The organism is Streptomyces sp. NPDC002054 (assembly GCF_040296685.1).
Taxonomy (GTDB): Bacteria; Actinomycetota; Actinomycetes; order Streptomycetales; family Streptomycetaceae; genus Streptomyces.
The window spans coordinates 234,331-250,137 of the sequence record NZ_JBEOXT010000005.1; the positions used below are offsets into that span (position 1 = coordinate 234,331).

17 protein-coding genes are annotated in these 15,807 nt (G+C 72.7%); 13 read left to right on the forward strand and 4 right to left on the reverse strand.

Annotated features, from left to right (window positions below):
* The first annotated feature begins 171 nt into the window (after positions 1-171).
* From ABT123_RS06890 to ABT123_RS06905, 4 genes are all read left to right on the forward strand, one after another.
* A complete protein-coding gene (locus ABT123_RS06890) occupies positions 172-879 on the forward strand; it encodes an AfsR/SARP family transcriptional regulator (RefSeq protein ID WP_351310531.1) in 708 nt (235 codons plus the stop codon).
* Between the two features lie 222 nt (positions 880-1,101).
* A complete protein-coding gene (locus ABT123_RS06895) occupies positions 1,102-1,662 on the forward strand; it encodes a hypothetical protein (RefSeq protein ID WP_351310533.1) in 561 nt (186 codons plus the stop codon).
* Between the two features lie 83 nt (positions 1,663-1,745).
* On the forward strand, positions 1,746-2,600 hold the full coding sequence (locus ABT123_RS06900; RefSeq protein ID WP_351310535.1) for a beta/alpha barrel domain-containing protein: 855 nt from the start codon (positions 1,746-1,748) through the stop codon (positions 2,598-2,600).
* Positions 2,601-3,535: 935 nt separating this feature from the next.
* The gene (locus ABT123_RS06905) at positions 3,536-5,287 is read left to right on the forward strand and encodes a helix-turn-helix domain-containing protein (protein WP_351310536.1); all 1,752 of its coding nucleotides are present in this window, start codon (positions 3,536-3,538) and stop codon (positions 5,285-5,287) included.
* Positions 5,288-5,322: 35 nt separating this feature from the next.
* Here ABT123_RS06905 and ABT123_RS06910 read toward each other — a convergent pair whose 3' ends face one another.
* Together ABT123_RS06910 and ABT123_RS06915 are read right to left on the reverse strand one after the other, a co-directional pair.
* A complete protein-coding gene (locus ABT123_RS06910; protein ID WP_502970892.1) occupies positions 5,323-6,456 on the reverse strand; it encodes an IS701 family transposase in 1,134 nt (377 codons plus the stop codon).
* A 396-nt stretch (positions 6,457-6,852) separates the two neighbouring features.
* On the reverse strand, positions 6,853-7,272 hold the full coding sequence (locus tag ABT123_RS06915; protein WP_351310540.1) for a DUF3151 domain-containing protein: 420 nt from the start codon (positions 7,270-7,272) through the stop codon (positions 6,853-6,855).
* A gap of 156 nt (positions 7,273-7,428) precedes the next feature.
* Here ABT123_RS06915 and ABT123_RS06920 point away from each other — a divergent pair, with 156 nt between their 5' ends.
* The 3 genes from ABT123_RS06920 to ABT123_RS06930 all read left to right on the forward strand — a co-directional run bounded on the left by ABT123_RS06920 (position 7,429) and on the right by ABT123_RS06930 (position 10,601).
* Positions 7,429-8,280, forward strand: a complete 852-nt coding sequence (locus ABT123_RS06920; RefSeq protein ID WP_351310542.1) for a tryptophan 2,3-dioxygenase family protein — start codon at positions 7,429-7,431, stop codon at positions 8,278-8,280.
* Positions 8,273-9,514, forward strand: coding sequence for a kynureninase (gene kynU, locus ABT123_RS06925; RefSeq protein WP_351310544.1), 1,242 nt, complete (start codon positions 8,273-8,275; stop codon positions 9,512-9,514). The genes ABT123_RS06920 and kynU overlap by 8 nt, the downstream gene beginning before the upstream one ends.
* A gap of 196 nt (positions 9,515-9,710) precedes the next feature.
* Entirely contained in the window at positions 9,711-10,601 is an 891-nt protein-coding gene (locus ABT123_RS06930) for an alpha/beta hydrolase (RefSeq protein WP_351310545.1), read from the forward strand.
* Here ABT123_RS06930 and ABT123_RS06935 read toward each other — a convergent pair.
* The gene (locus tag ABT123_RS06935) at positions 10,526-10,957 is read right to left on the reverse strand and encodes a hypothetical protein (protein ID WP_351310547.1); all 432 of its coding nucleotides are present in this window, start codon (positions 10,955-10,957) and stop codon (positions 10,526-10,528) included. The two genes, ABT123_RS06930 and ABT123_RS06935, sit on opposite strands and share 76 nt — an antisense overlap.
* Before the next feature lie 126 nt (positions 10,958-11,083).
* Here ABT123_RS06935 and ABT123_RS06940 point away from each other — a divergent pair, with 126 nt between their 5' ends.
* The 3 genes from ABT123_RS06940 (at position 11,084) to ABT123_RS06950 (ending at position 13,205) form a co-directional block, all read left to right on the forward strand.
* Complete coding sequence (locus ABT123_RS06940; RefSeq protein WP_351310576.1) at positions 11,084-11,920, forward strand: helix-turn-helix domain-containing protein; 837 nt, start codon at positions 11,084-11,086, stop codon at positions 11,918-11,920.
* A complete protein-coding gene (locus tag ABT123_RS06945) occupies positions 11,917-12,165 on the forward strand; it encodes a DUF397 domain-containing protein (protein WP_351310549.1) in 249 nt (82 codons plus the stop codon). Before ABT123_RS06940 ends, ABT123_RS06945 begins: the two co-directional genes overlap by 4 nt.
* A gap of 569 nt (positions 12,166-12,734) precedes the next feature.
* The gene (locus ABT123_RS06950) at positions 12,735-13,205 is read left to right on the forward strand and encodes a winged helix DNA-binding protein (RefSeq protein ID WP_351310551.1); all 471 of its coding nucleotides are present in this window, start codon (positions 12,735-12,737) and stop codon (positions 13,203-13,205) included.
* Positions 13,206-13,286: 81 nt separating this feature from the next.
* Here ABT123_RS06950 and ABT123_RS06955 read toward each other — a convergent pair whose 3' ends face one another.
* Entirely contained in the window at positions 13,287-13,490 is a 204-nt protein-coding gene (locus tag ABT123_RS06955) for a cold-shock protein (protein ID WP_351310552.1), read from the reverse strand.
* 142 nt (positions 13,491-13,632) lie between these two features.
* Here ABT123_RS06955 and ABT123_RS06960 point away from each other — a divergent pair, with 142 nt between their 5' ends.
* From ABT123_RS06960 to ABT123_RS06970, 3 genes are read left to right on the forward strand one after another with little or no spacing between them, the layout of a single operon-like run.
* A complete protein-coding gene (locus tag ABT123_RS06960) occupies positions 13,633-14,001 on the forward strand; it encodes a hypothetical protein (RefSeq protein WP_351310553.1) in 369 nt (122 codons plus the stop codon).
* Positions 14,002-14,046: 45 nt separating this feature from the next.
* The gene (locus ABT123_RS06965; RefSeq protein ID WP_351310555.1) at positions 14,047-14,811 is read left to right on the forward strand and encodes a hypothetical protein; all 765 of its coding nucleotides are present in this window, start codon (positions 14,047-14,049) and stop codon (positions 14,809-14,811) included.
* A gap of 5 nt (positions 14,812-14,816) precedes the next feature.
* A complete protein-coding gene (locus tag ABT123_RS06970; protein ID WP_351310556.1) occupies positions 14,817-15,353 on the forward strand; it encodes a GNAT family N-acetyltransferase in 537 nt (178 codons plus the stop codon).
* Positions 15,354-15,807 lie beyond the last annotated feature (454 nt).

The window sequence follows — 15,807 nt, forward strand, 5'->3', positions numbered from 1 at the left end:
CTGCCCTTTCGCCCCCCGCGTCCACTCCGTCCCCCGCCCTGTGCGGGGGATTTTTCCGTGCTGCCGACGACGGACCCGGCGTAGGTATGTTCCTCGAAAAAAGATAGCGGTATTATTTTTTGGGCAGGATGCGTCCGCGCGTCCTGCCCGCGCATCCCGGGGGAGAGGTCTGTGGACATCGAAGTGCTCGGAGGGCTGCACGTCCGTGAGAACGGCCTGCCCGTGGTTCCTGCCGCGCCGACCGCGCGGCAGATCCTCGCGGTGCTCGCCGCCTACGCCGACCAGCTGGTTCCGGCCACAGTGCTGACCGGCGAACTGGCGGTCCACACTCCGGTCGAGCACACCCGCACCGCGTTACTCGATGCCGTCCAGCAGCTGCGCGGCCTGCTGGCCGCGGCGACCGGCCCGGCCGGCCGGCGGACCCCCGAGACCGTCCTGGTCTCGGTTCCCGGTGGGTACCTGCTGGACTCCGGCGGCGGCCGGAGCGACCTGCACGAGTTCGCCCGGGAAGCAGGGGCGGGCTACCGGGCCATGTCCCGACGGGATTTCGAGACCGCGGCCCGGCGTCTGAGCGGCGCGCTCGGGCTGTGGCGGGGGCCGGCCTTCGACGGGATAGCGGCCGGCCCCCGGCTCGCGGACCGGATCGCCGGCCTGGAGCGGACCCGCCGCTCCGTGCTCGCCCAGTGGGTGGAGGCCCAACTCGCCCTGGGGCGGCACCGGGAGCTGCTGGCCGAGCTGCGGGCGGCCGGCGCCGGCCGGGCTCTGGAGACGTACCCGGAGCTCGCTGCGGTGCTCGGGTTTGACGGGTCCGGCCACGGACGCAGTCCGGCGGACACCACCCGGGCCGTGCGCCGCACGCTCCTGGGCGGGGCGGCCTGACCGGCCGCCGCCCGGGCCGCCGCAGCGGTCACAACCCATCGTGTTCATCCGTCAGTTGGAGGGGTGAAGTGAGTTGACGTATCCGTTCCGGTCACCTGGAATCCGAGGATTTCGGCGGATACTTTTCTATGCGAGATGAGGTGCATGCGGTATGGGAAGCGTCGCAACCGATTCGGGGTGGGGTGTCCATGACCTCGGCCGACGTGGCGAGGAATGGGACGAATGGCAAGCAAGACGCCCCTGATTGCGGTCGTCCACCGCGGCCTGCAGGGCCGGGCCTCTCCGCAGGCCTTCGCGGTCCGCGACGGAGTCGCCGAAGCCGGCGTGCGCAGTGTGCTGATCGGTGCCGAGAGCCTCGGCGAGGCCCAGTGGGCCCTGCTGGAGGCGGCCGACGGCTACGTCTTCGGCGCGCCGCTGCCGGAATGGGCGGCGGTCCGGCATAACGGCTGGTCGGGCAAGCCGGCGGGCGGATTCGCCGAGGCCCTGCGCGACGGCCTGGAGGCGGGCCCGTATGTCCGGCAGCGCCGGCTGGAGGCCTTCGCGACCGGACTGGGCATGCGGTGGATCGTGCCGGAGGCCGTGCTGCCCAGCTGGTACTCGTCCTGCGGCAAGGAGTCCGCGCTGGACTCCGTACGCCAGCTCGGGGGACTGGTGGCGCGGACGCTCTGCGACGGCCTCGCCCACAGCCTTGCCCACGACCTCGCGGGCCTCGCCCGGCATGCCGGTCCGGCCATGGGGCCGGCCGCCGGCCCGACGGACCTGGCCGACCTGGCCGACCGGTAACCGGACGGTGCCGACCGGCAGTCGACCCCCTGACAGACCAGGCCGCGCCGCCTGTGCGACGCGGCAACCGGAGGCTTCCGCCCATGAGTGCTGCCTTTGCCGAAACGCCCGGTTCCGTGACGCTGACGGTGACGATGCTGCGCGGCCTCGCCGCCGAAGGGGTGAGCCCCTGGCTGGAGGGGGTGCCCGGATTCCGCCCGGACCGGCTGCACACGGCGGCCCGACGGCTCGGCGTCCGCGGGCTGTTATGCGCCCGCCCCGGCACCGTTGCCGAGGCTCGGCAGCTCTGTGACGCGCTGCTGCCGGAGGCCGGCCTGGTCGCCCTGCCGCCGGCTCCGGAGGCCGGCGGGGACTCCCCGTACTGCGCCGCCCGCGCGCTGGCCGGGGCGGTGGACCGGCCCAATCTGGTCGTCTCCCTCCCGGCGACCGCCGAGGGGCTGGCCGCCACCGCCCGGCTGCTGGGGGAGGGGACCGGGGTGCTGTGCGGCCCGGTGACCGGCCCGGCGGCGTACGAGGGGCTGCTGGACGCCTGGCTGTGCGGTCTGGAGCGGGCTCAGGACCGGGAGTTGGACCTGGCGGCCATCCCGGCCTTCGCCGCCGTCCGGATCCGGCCGCTCGGCCCGGCCGCGGCGCCGGTCGCCCGCCGTCTGTACGCCCGGTACGAGGCCTTGCTCGGCACCGAGCGCTGGCGGGCCCTCGCCCGCGCGGGAGCGCGTCCGCACCGGCTGATGTGGACCGCGCTCGGCAGGCGGGCCGCCGCGCTGCCCGAGCTCATCGGCTGGGGCACCGCCGCCGCCCTCACCCCGCGCGCCGTCGACATCCTCCCGGCCTTGCGGGGGGACACCCTGACCCGCGTCTGGCCGGATTCATACGCCTCGCCTCACGGCTCACCTCACGGCGTACGAAGATCGCTTGACCCGAACCGGTCGGGAACCTAGGTTCGCAACGGGGAAGCAGGAAATCAGGGGAGCAGAACGGGGAGCAGGGGGGCATGGACGCGGCACGGGGGGCCGAAGGCACCGGAACCACGGCCGCCGGGCCGGCAGCGGAACGACCGGACCGAGTCCCGTCCCAACGCCAACTTCCCACACCGCAACACTTCCCCGCCCCGGGCCCGGCCCCCGGCCCCGACCCGGGCCCCAGCTCCGGCTGCCTCACCGGCCTTGGCCCCGGCCACAGCCCCGGGCCGGGCCCCGACTCGGGCTCCGGCCCCGGCCACAGCTTTGGCGCCGGCCTCGGTGCCGACCTTGGCCCCGGACCCGGTCACAGCTCCGGCCCGGGCCCCAGCCCCCACCCGGGCTCCAGCCCCGGCGCTCGCCCCGGCTCCGGCCCCGGCCACAACTTTGGCGTCGGCCTCGGAGCCGGTCACAGCTCCGGCCTCGGCTCGGGCCCCGGCCTTGGCTCCGGTTCCGGCCACAGCCCCGGCTCCCTCGCCGGCCTTGGCGGCCACAGCCCCGGCGCTGACCCCGGCCTTGGTGCCGGCCCCGGCCCCGGACCCGGTCACAGCTCCGGCCCGGGCCCCGGCCCCGGCTTCGGCCCGGGCCTCGGCCCGGGACACAGCCCCGGCTCCGGCTTCGGCGCCGGCTCGGGCCCCAGCCTCGGCCCCGACCACAGCCCCGGCTTCGGCTCGGGCCCCAGCTCCGGCGGCGGCTCCGGCCTTGGCCCCGGCCACAGTCCCAGCGTTGGCCTTGGCGCCGGCGCCGGCCACAGCCCCGGCTCGGACCCCGGTCACAGCCCCGGCCAGGGCCTCAACCTCGGCCCCGGCCCGGGCCCCGGCTCCCGCGTCGACGCCGGCCGCGGCCATGGCTTCGACCATGGTCATGACCTGGCTCGGAGTCTGCTTGCCGATCGGGATGCCACCCTGGCCGCGCTCGTGGACACCGTGCACGATCTGGTCACCCCCTACGAGCTGGACACCCTGCTCCGGGTGATCGGGCGCCGGGCCCGCCGGCTGTTGGACCTCCACCTGGTCTGCATCGTCTTCACCCGACCCGACGGCACCTCCTACATCCGCACCTCCGAGGGCGAGACCGTCCCCTACCACCTCGGCATGGACCTCGGCCCCGGCCCCGGCAGCGGGCTGGCCGGGCTCGCCCACGAGCGCCGGGTGCCCGTCTGGACCGCCGACCACCCGGCCGACCCGGCCGTCCCCCGCAGCCCCCGGATCGACGAGGTGTTCCGCGCCGAGGCCCTGCGCGCGGTGGTCGCCGTCCCGCTCCGCCACGGCGACATCGCGCTCGGCACCCTCTACGGCGCGGTGCGCGCGGTACGCCGGTTCAGCCCCGACGAGCTCGGGGTGCTGCTCCCGCTGGCCGATCTGGCCGCGGTGGCCATCGAGAAGGCCGGCCGGCAGGAACGCACCCGGGACGAGGTCACCGAGCTGGAGCACCTCAGCTCCTCCGCGACCACCACCCTCACCCGGGTCCGCCACCTCTGGGACTGCCACACCCGGCTGGCCCGGCTGGTCCTGGACGGCGCCGGCCTCGCCACCGTCGCGCGGGCCGCCGCCGACGCGCTGGACGGCGTACTGCAGGTCCGGGATCCGGGCGGACACCCGCTCACGGCCGCCGACGAACTGCCGGACCTGGACGAGCCGGCCGTCGCACGCGCCGCCCTCCGGGCGCACACCACGTTCCGGCCCGTCGAGCTGCCCGGCAACGTGTGGGTGGCGGCGGTGACGGCGGGCGCCGAGAACCTGGGGGTGCTGGTGCTGCGCGCCGCGGCGCCGCTGACCGAGGAGGACGTACGCCTGCTCCGCGCGGCGGCGCTGTCGGTGGCCTCGCTGACCCTGATCCAGCGCGGCACGGCCGCCGCCGAGGGCGGCCCGGTCCGCGACGAGCTCCTCCAGGACCTGCTGGACCGCTCCGCCTGCGCGGAAGCCACCTGCGGCGACTACAACGACTACGGCGACCGGCACCTGCTGGAACGCACCCGGCGGCTCGGCATCGACCCGGCCGCCCCGCATGTGGTGGTCGTGGCCCGGCCCGAGGGCGGGGACCTGGGCAAGGCGGTGGCCTGGGCCAGCTCGTACGCCTACCGGACGGGCGGCCTGCGGGCCGTCCGGCGCGGGCGCATCGTGCTGCTGCTGCCCGGTACGGACGCCTCCGCCGCCGCCCGGCAGGTGTCGGCGGAGCTGTCGCCGCTGCTCGGCCACCCGGTGTCCACCGGGGCGGCCGGCCCGGCCGCGGACCTGTCCGCACTGGCCCGGGTGTACGAGGAGGCCGCGCGTTGCCTCGACGCGCTGACCGCGCTCGACGGAGCGGGCGGCACGGCCTCGCTGAGCGACCTCGGCTTCGTCGGACTGCTGCTCTCCGCCGACCACGACGTGGACGCGTTCGTCCGCTCGGCGATCGGGCCGGTGCTGGACTACGACGCGGCCCGGCTGACCGAGCTGGGCCGCACCCTGGAGGCGTACTTCCAGTCCGGCGGCAGCCCCATGCACTCGGCCGAGGCGCTCCACGTCCACGCCAACACCGTTTCGCGGCGGCTGGAGCGGATCACGGAGCTGCTCGGCGACGGCTGGCAGAAGCCGGCCCGGGCGCTGGAGATCCAGATGGCGCTTCGGCTGTACCGCACCCGTGAGGTGCTCCAGGGGAGCCGGTCGGGCCGCGGCGCAGTCCGCTGAGCCCGGCCCGGCCCACCCGAAGGCTTCCTACCGGACTACCGGAACTCGGCCAGGGTGCGCGCCGCGTGCGCCACCGAGGCCATGGTCACGTGCCGGTGCCAGCCGGACAGCGAGCGGCCGGAGAAGTCGCGCAGCCCGACCTCCTGGACGCTGTGCCGGGAGGCCACCGACACCCGCCGCGCCTGCTTGGTCATGCGCAGCAGCACGGCCGGGGCCGGCCGCAGCAGGTCGGTGATCCACAGCTCGGTGGGCGGGAGGTTGGGGTCGTTCCACTCGCCGACCAGCCGCAGGTGGCGGCGCCGCTCCGGCGACGGGTCCGGCATCATCACGCGTACCGCGGACACCCAGGAGGTCCGCCGGACGCCCGGGCGGAGCGGGTCGGTCCACTCCACCGGACTGCGCAGGGCCCGGACGTTGCGCAGGATGTCCTGCGCGGCCAGGGTGCCTGCGCCCTGCACGGGCAGCGCCGGATCGGTGACCAGCAGCCGGGTGGCGGGGGCGATCCGGGCCAGGACCGGCAGCCCGACCTGCGCGAACCGGTGCAGGGCGGGCCGGGTGCCGATGCCGCGGATGTCGAGCAGCACCGGGCGCGGCGCCAGCCCCATCTGGAGCACGCTCTCCAGGGCGGCGGTGACCGCACAGTCCTCGTACGACCGGTCGGCGGTCAGGGAGCCGGCGGAATCCTGCGGCAGGTACAGCCGCCAGCCCACCGGGGTGGCCACGTCCACCGAGGTGAACCAGACCCCGAAGGCCTGCTGTCCGCGGAACATCCGCCCGCGGTGCGGATCGAAGCGGTGGCCGGCGCCCACCGACTGCTCGCCGCCCCGGGGGATCGCCATCGGCTGGGCGGTCCAGGTGGTGAGCGGAGTGGTCTGGTCGAGGTACTGGGCGAGGGCGCTCCGGATGGGCTGCCATTCCCAGGTGGAGTCGGAGATGAAGTGGTGCAGGCTCTGCTCGGCACCCACTCCGCCGGTCTGCGCCGCGATGTTGCGGATCGACTTGCGGCCCGGAGCGTCCAGCAGCCCGAAGACGTACTGGCGGCCCTTCTCCCGCTGGTCGCGTCGCCGCAGCGACCCGAAGACCGCTGAGCACAGCTCGTCGGCGACTTCGTGCACGGGATCTCGGCGCCCGGTGCGGCTGCGTTGTACGACGACGTTCTCGGCGATCAGTGTGCTCACGAAACTCCCCCTAGTTCGACTGCCCTTCCACGGTCGTGCGGAGGGGTGGTACGAGGGGAGGTGCGCCAAGCACACACCTGACGGCCCGGGTGGTGGGGAGCCCACACCCGCCACCGGGGGCGGGCCCCGGGGAACGCCCCCGCGGCGGGGGGACCCCCGGGCCACCAGGTGGCGAGACGACACCCGGGCCGACGCCGGCCCGGTCCGGCGGCGACCCGGTCCGGCGGCGGGTCCGGCTGCGCGTCGGCGGGTCCGCCTGCGCGCGCGGGCTGCCTGCGCGCCGGCAGGACCGGCTGCGTACCGGCGGGGCCGCCCGCGCGTCGGCGAGGCCGCCTGCGTGTCGGCGGGCCCCGGCCGATTGCGCTGGCTGGGGCCGGCAAGAGCCGGCTAGCGCATGAGCTCGGCGTACGCCGTTTCGCTGCTGTCCTTCAGGAACTGGCGGCAGCGCTCCGCCTCTTCCGTCTCCTCGATCGCCCCGGCCGCCGCCGCAAGCGCGGCCAGGCAGCGCAGGAAGCCGCGGTTCGCCTCGTGCTCCCACGGGATCGGCCCGTGGCCCTTCCAGCCGGCCCGGCGCAGCGCGTCCAGGCCGCGGTGGTAGCCAGTGCGGGCGTACGCGTAGGACTCCACGACACGGCCGCCCTCGAAGGCCTCCTCGGCCAGCAGCGCCCAGGCCAGCGAATAGGTCGGGTACGCGGCGGCCACCTCGGCCGGAGTCTTCGACTCCGCGCCGAGCAGCCGGGCCGCCTCGTCGTTCTCCCGCAGGTGGGTGGGCTCCGGGCCGCCGAGAAGGTTCTGGTGAATGCTCATGCACGCAGTCTGCCAGTCGGCGGGTCGCAGTGGCCGTGCTCACACCAGCGGTACTCCGGAACCCGGGTTTATGATGCGGGCAGGGGACCGGGGCTCCACTTTTCCCAGTAGGAAGGAGCGGACCGCTACCCGGAAGTTCGTGTCGAGGAGACAGCGATGTCGCACACCCTTGATGCCTCCGGAGCGAGCGGTTCGGACACCCCGAACCTCGACTTCGCCGGCACCACCCCCTACGAGGACTACGTCCAGGCGGACGTCCTCACCCACCTCCAGCACCCCCGCTCGGACGACCCGGGCGAGATGGTCTTCCTGGTCACGACCCAGGTGATGGAGCTGTGGTTCACGGTCATCGTCCACGAGTGGGAGACCGCGGCCCGCGCGCTCCGCGAGGACCGGATCGATGTCGCGATGGACGCGCTGAAACGATCCACCTACGAGCTGGAGTCGCTGAACGCCTCCTGGCGCCCGCTGGCCCAGCTCACCCCCGGCCAGTTCAACGCCTACCGCGCCGCCCTCGGCGAAGGTTCCGGTTTCCAGTCCGCGATGTACCGGCGGATGGAATTCCTGCTCGGCGAGAAGTCCGCCTCCATGCTGGTCCCGCACCGCGGCGCGCCCCGGGTGCACGCCGAACTGGAGAAGGCCCTCCACGAGCCCAGCCTGTACGACGAGGTGCTGCGCCTGCTGGCCCGCCGCGGCCACGCCGTGCCCGACTCGGTGCTGACCCGCGACCTCTCGCAGCGCTACGAGCCCTCGCCGGCGGTGGAGGCGGTTTGGTCCGCCCTCTACGCCGCCGACGACCGGCACGGCGACGACCTGGTCCGCCTCGGCGAGGCCCTCACCGACGTCGCCGAGCTCGTCTGGCGCTGGCGCAACGACCACCTGGTCGCCACCCGCCGCGCGATGGGCGCGAAGACCGGCACGGGCGGTTCCGCCGGAGTGGCCTGGCTGGAGAAGCGCGCCTCGAAGAACGTGTTCCCGGAGCTGTGGACGGCGCGCAGCCATGTCTGAGACCTCCGAGACCTCTGAGATTTCCGAGACCCCCCTCTCCATACGCGCCGACGCACTCGACGCCGAAGACGGCCTCGGCAAGCTCCGCGACCGCTTCAGCCTGCCGCCCGGCCTGGTCTACCTGGACGGGAACTCGCTGGGGGCGCTCCCGGCGGCCGTTCCGGGCCGGGTCGCGGACGTGGTCGCCCGCGAATGGGGCGAGCTGCTGATCCGCTCCTGGGACGCGAGCGGCTGGTGGACGGCCCCCGAGCGGATCGGCGACCGGATCGCCCCGCTGGTGGGCGCGGCCCCCGGCCGGATCGTGGTCGGCGACTCGACCAGCGTGAACCTCTTCAAGGCGCTGGTGGGCGCGGCCCGCCTGGTCGCCGCGGCGACCGACGGCCGGTCCGATGGCCGGGACGAACTCCTGGTCGACGCCACCACCTTCCCCACCGACGGCTACATCGCCGCCTCGGCGGCCCGGATGACCGGACTGAAGGTGGTCCCGGTGGAGCCGGCGGCCGTCCCCGCCGCCCTCGGCCCCCGCACCGCCGCCGTACTCCTCAACCACGTGGACTACCGGACGGGCCGGCTGCACGACCTGCCGGATCTGACGGCGGCGATCCGCGCGGCGGGCGCCCTGTCGGTCTGGGACCTCTGCCACAGCGCGGGCGCGCTGCCCGTGGGCCTGGAGGAGCACGGGGTCGACCTGGCGGTCGGCTGCACCTACAAGTACCTCAACGGCGGCCCCGGTTCGCCCGCGTACCTGTACGTCGCCGAACGCCACCAAGCGGGCTTCGACTCCCCGCTGCCGGGCTGGAACTCGCATGCGGACCCGTTCGCGATGACCCCCGGCTACGTCCCCGCCGACGGCCCCCGCCGCGGCCGGGTCGGCACCCCGGACATCCTGTCCATGCTCGCCCTCGAAGCGGCGCTGGACGTCTGGGAGGGCGTCTCGGTCGAGGACGTCCGGCGCAAGTCCCTCGCGCTGACGGACTTCTTCCTGGAGTGCGTCGAGGCGTACGTACCGGCCGGCCGGGTCGAGACGGTGACCCCGGCCGCCCACGCGGAGCGCGGCAGCCAGGTCTCGCTGCGCACCGAGGACGCGTCCGGCGTGATGCGCGAGCTCATCGCGCGCGGGGTGGTGGGCGACTTCCGGGCCCCGGACGTGCTCCGCTTCGGGTTCACCCCGTTGTACGTCGGATTCGCCGACGCGGAGCGTGCGGCTCGGACGCTGGGTCACATCTACGGGTGATGACCGTGCGGGTGTGGCGAAACGTCACGCCCGGGGGCCCCGGGGGGAGCTGCGGCTCCCCCCGGCGCTTCCCCGGCGCCCGGCCGGGTCCGGCTGGAACGGAACCCCTCGCTCCGGCCTGATAGCGTCCCGCTGCCCGGAACATGTGTCTCCCCTGACCCAGCTGTCTCCCGCGTACCGAGAGGTTGTCGAACCGATGACGGACCCCGCAGTGGAACGGGACGCTGCCGAGGAAGCTTCGGCCTTCTCCCACCCGGCGGTGGCTCCGGACGCGACTGCGTCGTATGGCGAACACCCGGACCAGGTGGTGGACTTCTACGCTCCGAGGGGGGAGGCGGTGGGGGTGCTGCCCGGGCCTTTGGTGCCGTTGGTGGTCGTGCTGCATGGCGGTGCCTGGCGTGCCCCGTACGACCGGCAGCACATCACCCCCTTCGTTGACTTCCTGACCCGCCAGGGCTTCGCGGTGGCCAACGTCGAGTACCGGCGCGGCAGCGCGCTGCCCCACCAGGGCGCGGCCGGCCCGGTGGCGGGCCGCTGGCCGGACACCTTCGACGATGTCGCCGCTGCTCTGGACGCCCTGCCCGACCTGGTCTCCGTACACCTTCCGCAGGCGGACATCCGCCGTATGGTCCTGACCGGCCACTCGGCGGGCGGGCAGCTCGCCCTGTGGGCGGCGGCGCGGCATGTGCTGCCCGCCGACTCCGCCTGGCGGCTGCCTTCCCCGCCGCATCTGCGCGGCGTGGTGGCTCTGGCCCCCATTGCGGATTTCGCGGTGGCGGAGGAGCTGGGGGTGTGCGGGGGCGCGTCGGCCCAGCTGCTGGGTGGCGAGGAGTTCTTCGCCGCCCGTCTGCCGTATGCCGATCCGGCTGCCCTGCTGCCGACGGGGATCGCGACGGCGATCGTCCACGGCCGCGCGGACGTGGTGGTTCCGGCAGCGGTGGCCGAGGCGTACGTGGCTGCGGCGGCGAAGGCGGGCGAGACGGTGGGCCTGACGCTGCTGGCCGACGTCGGTCACTTCCCGCTGATCGACCCGGCGGCGGACGCGTGCGCGGTGGTGGCGGAGGAGATCGCCCAGCTGGCCTGGTGAAGCATCAGCCCGTGCACGAAGCGCTCCTCGGTGCGGGGCGCTGACCGCCAGGCGAGCGGCCAGGTCCCGCCGTCGACTGCGGGGACGGGCACGAAGTCGGGCCGGGTGACGCCGGGTGGCCAGGGGCGGTGGGATGCGCTGCCGACGGGCACAAGGAAGTAGGTGGCGTGCGCGCCGTTGCTTTCGGTGACGATCGGGCCCGGGTCGCCGCTGGTGAGTTTCATCAGCAGGTCCGCGATGTCCCGCCCGAGGACCCCGTTGATCTGGACGGCATCGAACTGGACGCCGGTCTTGTGGAGTTGCACACCGACGATGGGGGTCCAGGAGGGCCTTGCGTCGTGACTTTGGGTGTTCATGAGACCAGGTTGGCGGCGGCGGTCTAGCGTTTTCCATAACCCTGCGTCGATGACCGCGAGACTCTGGGAAATCGACGCTGAGCGTTTGTGATCGTTCAAGTCCGTTCAAGTCCAGGGGTGTTCGAGATGGCCCGAGGGGACAATCAGGAAGACGAGAGGCCTGCGACGCTGTTCGCGGCTGAGATCGCTCGTATTCTGCGGCGCGAGAAGGGCATGACGCAGGAGGAGCTGGCCAGACTCATCGACTACTCGGCGTCGGCGGTCAGCCTGATGGAAACCGGCGCCCAGCCGCCGAGCGACCAGATGCTGGAGGCGTTGGAGCGGACCCTGGGGGAGGAGCGGGGGCTGTTCGAGGCGGCGCGGAAGTACGTGCTGATGGAGAAGTACCCGGTCCGGTTCCGGAAGTTCTCGACGCTGGAGGCGTCGGCACATGCCATCTCGTCTTACGAGACGTTGGTCGTGGACGGGCTGTTCCAGACGGAGGGGTATGCGCGGGCGCTGATCTGTGGCACCTACCCGACGCCCTCGCCCGCCAAGGCTGAGGAACTGGTCGAGGCCCGGATGGCGCGGAAGGCGGTGTTCGACCGCGAGCCCACTGCGCTCATCGAGCTGATCCTGGAGGAGAGCGTGCTGCGCCGTCCCTATGGCAGCTGGGAAATCATGCGCGGCCAGTACGAATCGCTCATCGAGGACGCGAGCCGGTTCAACGTGACCGTGCAGGTGCTGCCCCTGGAACGAGGCCTGACCGGCACCTTCGCGGGCGACCGGGGCGCCATGAAGCTGGTGGAGACCAAGGACCACGACCACGTGGTCTATCTGGAGATCGAGGACGAGAGCCTGCTGATCAGCAACCGGGCCAAGGTGTCTCACCTTTCCCAGCGGTATGCGAAGATCCGAGCGCAGGCCCTGAGTCCTGACGAATCCCTGGGCCTTCTCAAGCAGCTGGCGGGAGAACGGCGATGAGCACGAGCAGCCTCCGGTGGTTCAAGTCGAGCTACAGCGACGGCGGTGGCGGCGACTGCGTCGAGGTGGCTTACGACTGGCGCAAGTCGAGCTACAGCGATGGCGGTGGCGGGAACTGCGTTGAGGTGGCGGCATGTACGCACACCATCCATGTCCGGGACTCCAAGAACCCGGCCGGCCCCACGCTGGCAGTGGCACCGGCGAGCTGGGCTGAATTCACCGGCTGGGCTTCGGCGGCCGAGTAACGGTCGGGCGGGATCAGGTGGTGTCCGGGGGCTGCCCGTCAGTCCTCACTGTCCTTCCGTGCCCGTCCGCCCTGTCAAGGGCGCTCCCTTCGGTCGCGTCGCTACGCGATTCCGCTTCGCTTCACCCTTGACAGGCCGGCCGGTCCCGGAAAGACAAGGACTGTCGGGCGGCCCCCGGGGGAGGGACGGCATGGGGGACGTGTCCCAGATGCGGCCGAGTCCGGGAGGGCCGGTCGGCGGCTGCCGCCCGACCGGCCGCCCTGTCGGGCGGAAAGCTCCGATTCCTCGAAGCCCGAGCCCATTTGGCCCGGCGGAGCCCCGGGCGCGGCAGATCGCTACGCGCTCCGGCCGCTTTAGCGGCCCCCGGCCGTCCTCGCGTGCTGCGAGCTCCGATTCCTGGAAGCCCGGGGCCATTTGGCGGAGCCAGACCATGGGCGCAGCAGATCGCTACGCGCTCCGGTTGTCTCAGCGACCCGAGACCGTCCGTGGCGGAACAGAGGCGGGCCTTGACCTCAAGCAATCTTGAGGTTTTACGGTCGGGTCATCGACGACCAGCAGGAGGCAGTGCCATGACGACTCAGAGCATGACCGACCGGGAACTCGCCGCTCAGCCCGCCGCATACTGGACCGGGATGGCGTACGAGGCCCTCATCGCCTTCACCCGTGCCCGTCAGGCCGAGCACGGCTTCACCCAGCCCCAGTTCTGGCTGCTGCGCAACTTGTCGGCCAACGACCTCTCACCCGACGGCCAGGGCAGGACGGTGGTCGAGCTCCGGCAGGCGATGAGCAGTTACCTCAGGGCCGAGGACGACCTGGAAGCGGAGGCGGAGGTGCTGCTGGAGCGCGGCTGGCTGAGGCGGGACGGTGAGGGCAGGTTGTGGATCACGGAGGTGGGGGAGGTGGCGCGGGTGGATCTCGGCAAGCACTCACCGGCGATCCGTGAGGCCATCCACCGGGGCATCGACGACGCCGACTACGTCACCGTCCTGAAGGTCCTGCGGCAGATGCTGCAGAACACCACAGGAGTCGGTGGAGTGTGATCAGGGCGCCTGCGCTGCGGCCTGGCTCAAGCAGGAAACCGTGGCCAGGGTCGCAGCGCAGTGGTCCAGCCCCCGCGCCGGCTAGCGCTTCGTGACGTTTTCCGCCTGGGGGCCCTTGGGCCCCTGGGTGACGTCGTATTCGACCAGGTCGTCTTCGTACAGCTCCTTGAAGCCCTGGGTCTGAATGGCGGAGAAGTGGACGAACACGTCCGGGCCGCCATCGTCCTGCGCGATGAAGCCGAAGCCCTTGTCCGCGTTGAACCACTTGACCTTGCCAGTTGCCATGCTGTTCTCCTCGAGAGTTGGTCGGCGACACCGTACCGCCCCAGAACAGCCCATATGGGGAATGGCGCCCCATCCTTGTACTCAGGGGGGTGTGAGTACGTGCGCTCTGCCCCGGGACCTGGGCGGCCGGGATGCTGGGGTCATGCGCCAGAAATCACTGGGACTCGCTCCCTGCCTGCTGTTTCTCATACCGGTGGCGGCCTGGGCCGCCTGGCTGGGCTGGGACCAGCATCGTGACGTCCAGCCCGACGGTTCGGTGACCGGTCCGTACGAGGCCTGGCAGGTGATCGGGTTGGTGCTGACCCTGCTGGCCTCGGTGTATTGGGCCGCGTCCCGGGGTCGTATCGCGGAGGCCGTGTTCGCCACCACGGCCGGTCTGACCGCCGCCGTCTACTACGACTGGTCGGATGACGGCAGTGGCCTCTTCATGGTGGGCGTGGGCATGGTCATGATGGCAAGCCTCGTGACGACCTTCGCCCTCTCCACGCTGATCGCCTCCGTGAAGCGATGACACGGAAGGCTGTCTTCCGTCCTGCCCGGCTGTCACGATCACCCGATGGGGGACAACAAGGACCGGAACCTCGTTGAGCGCTTCATGGAGCCGCCGGAGGAGGCGATCCTGGACGACCGGCCGGTCCGGATCCTTCAGGAGGTCCGCTTCTGGTGCGGGATCGGCATCGCGCTCGTCGTGAAGCTGCCCGTGGTGATGCAGGACCCGGAAGGGCTGGTCTACTGGGCCCGGGACGGCGCCCTCAGGGTCGCCCTGACCCCGGTCCTCCTCCTGCTCTCCGTCCCCCTCGTCCTCGCGCTGTACATCACCGCGGCCCGCCCTGGGCACCGTAGGCGGATGATCAGCCGATTACCGGGCCCGCTCACCTCCGTAGCCGCCTTCCTCGGACACTTCCTGCTGGGAGCCGCCGCGGTGGGCCTGCCGTTCTGGGTCATCTCCACCTACGACCACCCGCTGCTCAGAGGCATCGCCGTGATCGTCGGCATCTATCTCCTGGCCCGGGCGGTGGGTTTCGTCCTCTTCGCGGTACCGGCGATATCCCGGCACATGTTCCGCACGGTGGAGGTCCACCAGGCGCTCCCGGCCTGTCTGACCGTCGTCCTCGCCTGGGAACTCGCCCTCCAGGACATCTTCTTCCCCCTGGGCGACCAGTTCGCGGACTCCACCCTGCTGCCCCTCGGCGGAGCGATCGCCACCATGGCCATCGCCGTCTTCGAACTCATCCGCCTCCGCACCCGCCATGGCATCACCCTCCGCTCCCTCCCCCCGGAACGCCCGCGCGGCACGAGCACCGCCAGTCCGGCAAGCTGATGGCCGTGAACGACACCACACACGACATACAGATCAGACCGGGCAGCCTGGCCGACGCACCGGCCATTCTGGACATGCTCGACGCCGCGGTGGCCTGGATGAACGCGCGCGGCAACACCGAGCAGTGGGGCACGACACCGTATTCACAGAAGTCCGGCGGGGTGGCGCGGGTCGAGCGCTACACGACCGAGAACACGCCCTACATCGCGGAGCTGAACGGAACCCCTGTCGGAGCCATGGTGCTGGACTCCGGCCCCAGCCCGCAGATGCCGATCGCTCCGGCCGGCGAGCCCGAACGGTACGTCCGCCTGCTGGTCTCCGACCGGCGCCATGCCGGCCTGGGCATCGGCTCGTCCCTGCTGGCCCACGCCGCCGAGGAAACCCGGCGAGCCGGTGTGGCCCTGCTGCGCGTCGACTGCTGGGCAGGCGGAGGCGGCGAACTGGTCGCGTTCTACGAACGCAACGGCTTCACCCCCACCGACCGCTTCCTGTCCGACTCCTGGCCAGGCCAAGTCCTCTCCAAGCACCTCGACACCCCCTAGTAGCGGCCGTTCCCGCCCACGGCCGGTCCGCGGGCCGCCATACCGGCCGAAGCGCGTAGCGATCTGCTGCGATCGGGGCCTCCGCTCGGCCATATGGGTCCGGGCTTCGAGGAATCGGAGCTCTCAGCCCGCGAGGACGGCCGGGGGCCGCTAAACCGGCGGGAGCGTGTAGCGATCTGCTGCGCCCGGGCCTCCGGTCGGCCACATGGGGCCGGGCTTCGCCAAATCGGAGCTCTCCGCCTGCGAGGACGGCCGGGGGCCGCTAAACCGGCCGAACCGCGTAGCGATCTGCTGCGCCCGGGGGCTCCGCCGGGCCAAATGAGCTGGGGCTTCGAGGAAACGGAGCTCTCCGCCCGCAAGGGCGGCCGGTGGGGGGGCCGCCGCCCCCCCCCCCCCCCCCCGGGGCCGCCTCTGGGGCACGTCCCCCCAGCCCGGGGTCGGGAGAGCGGCGTGG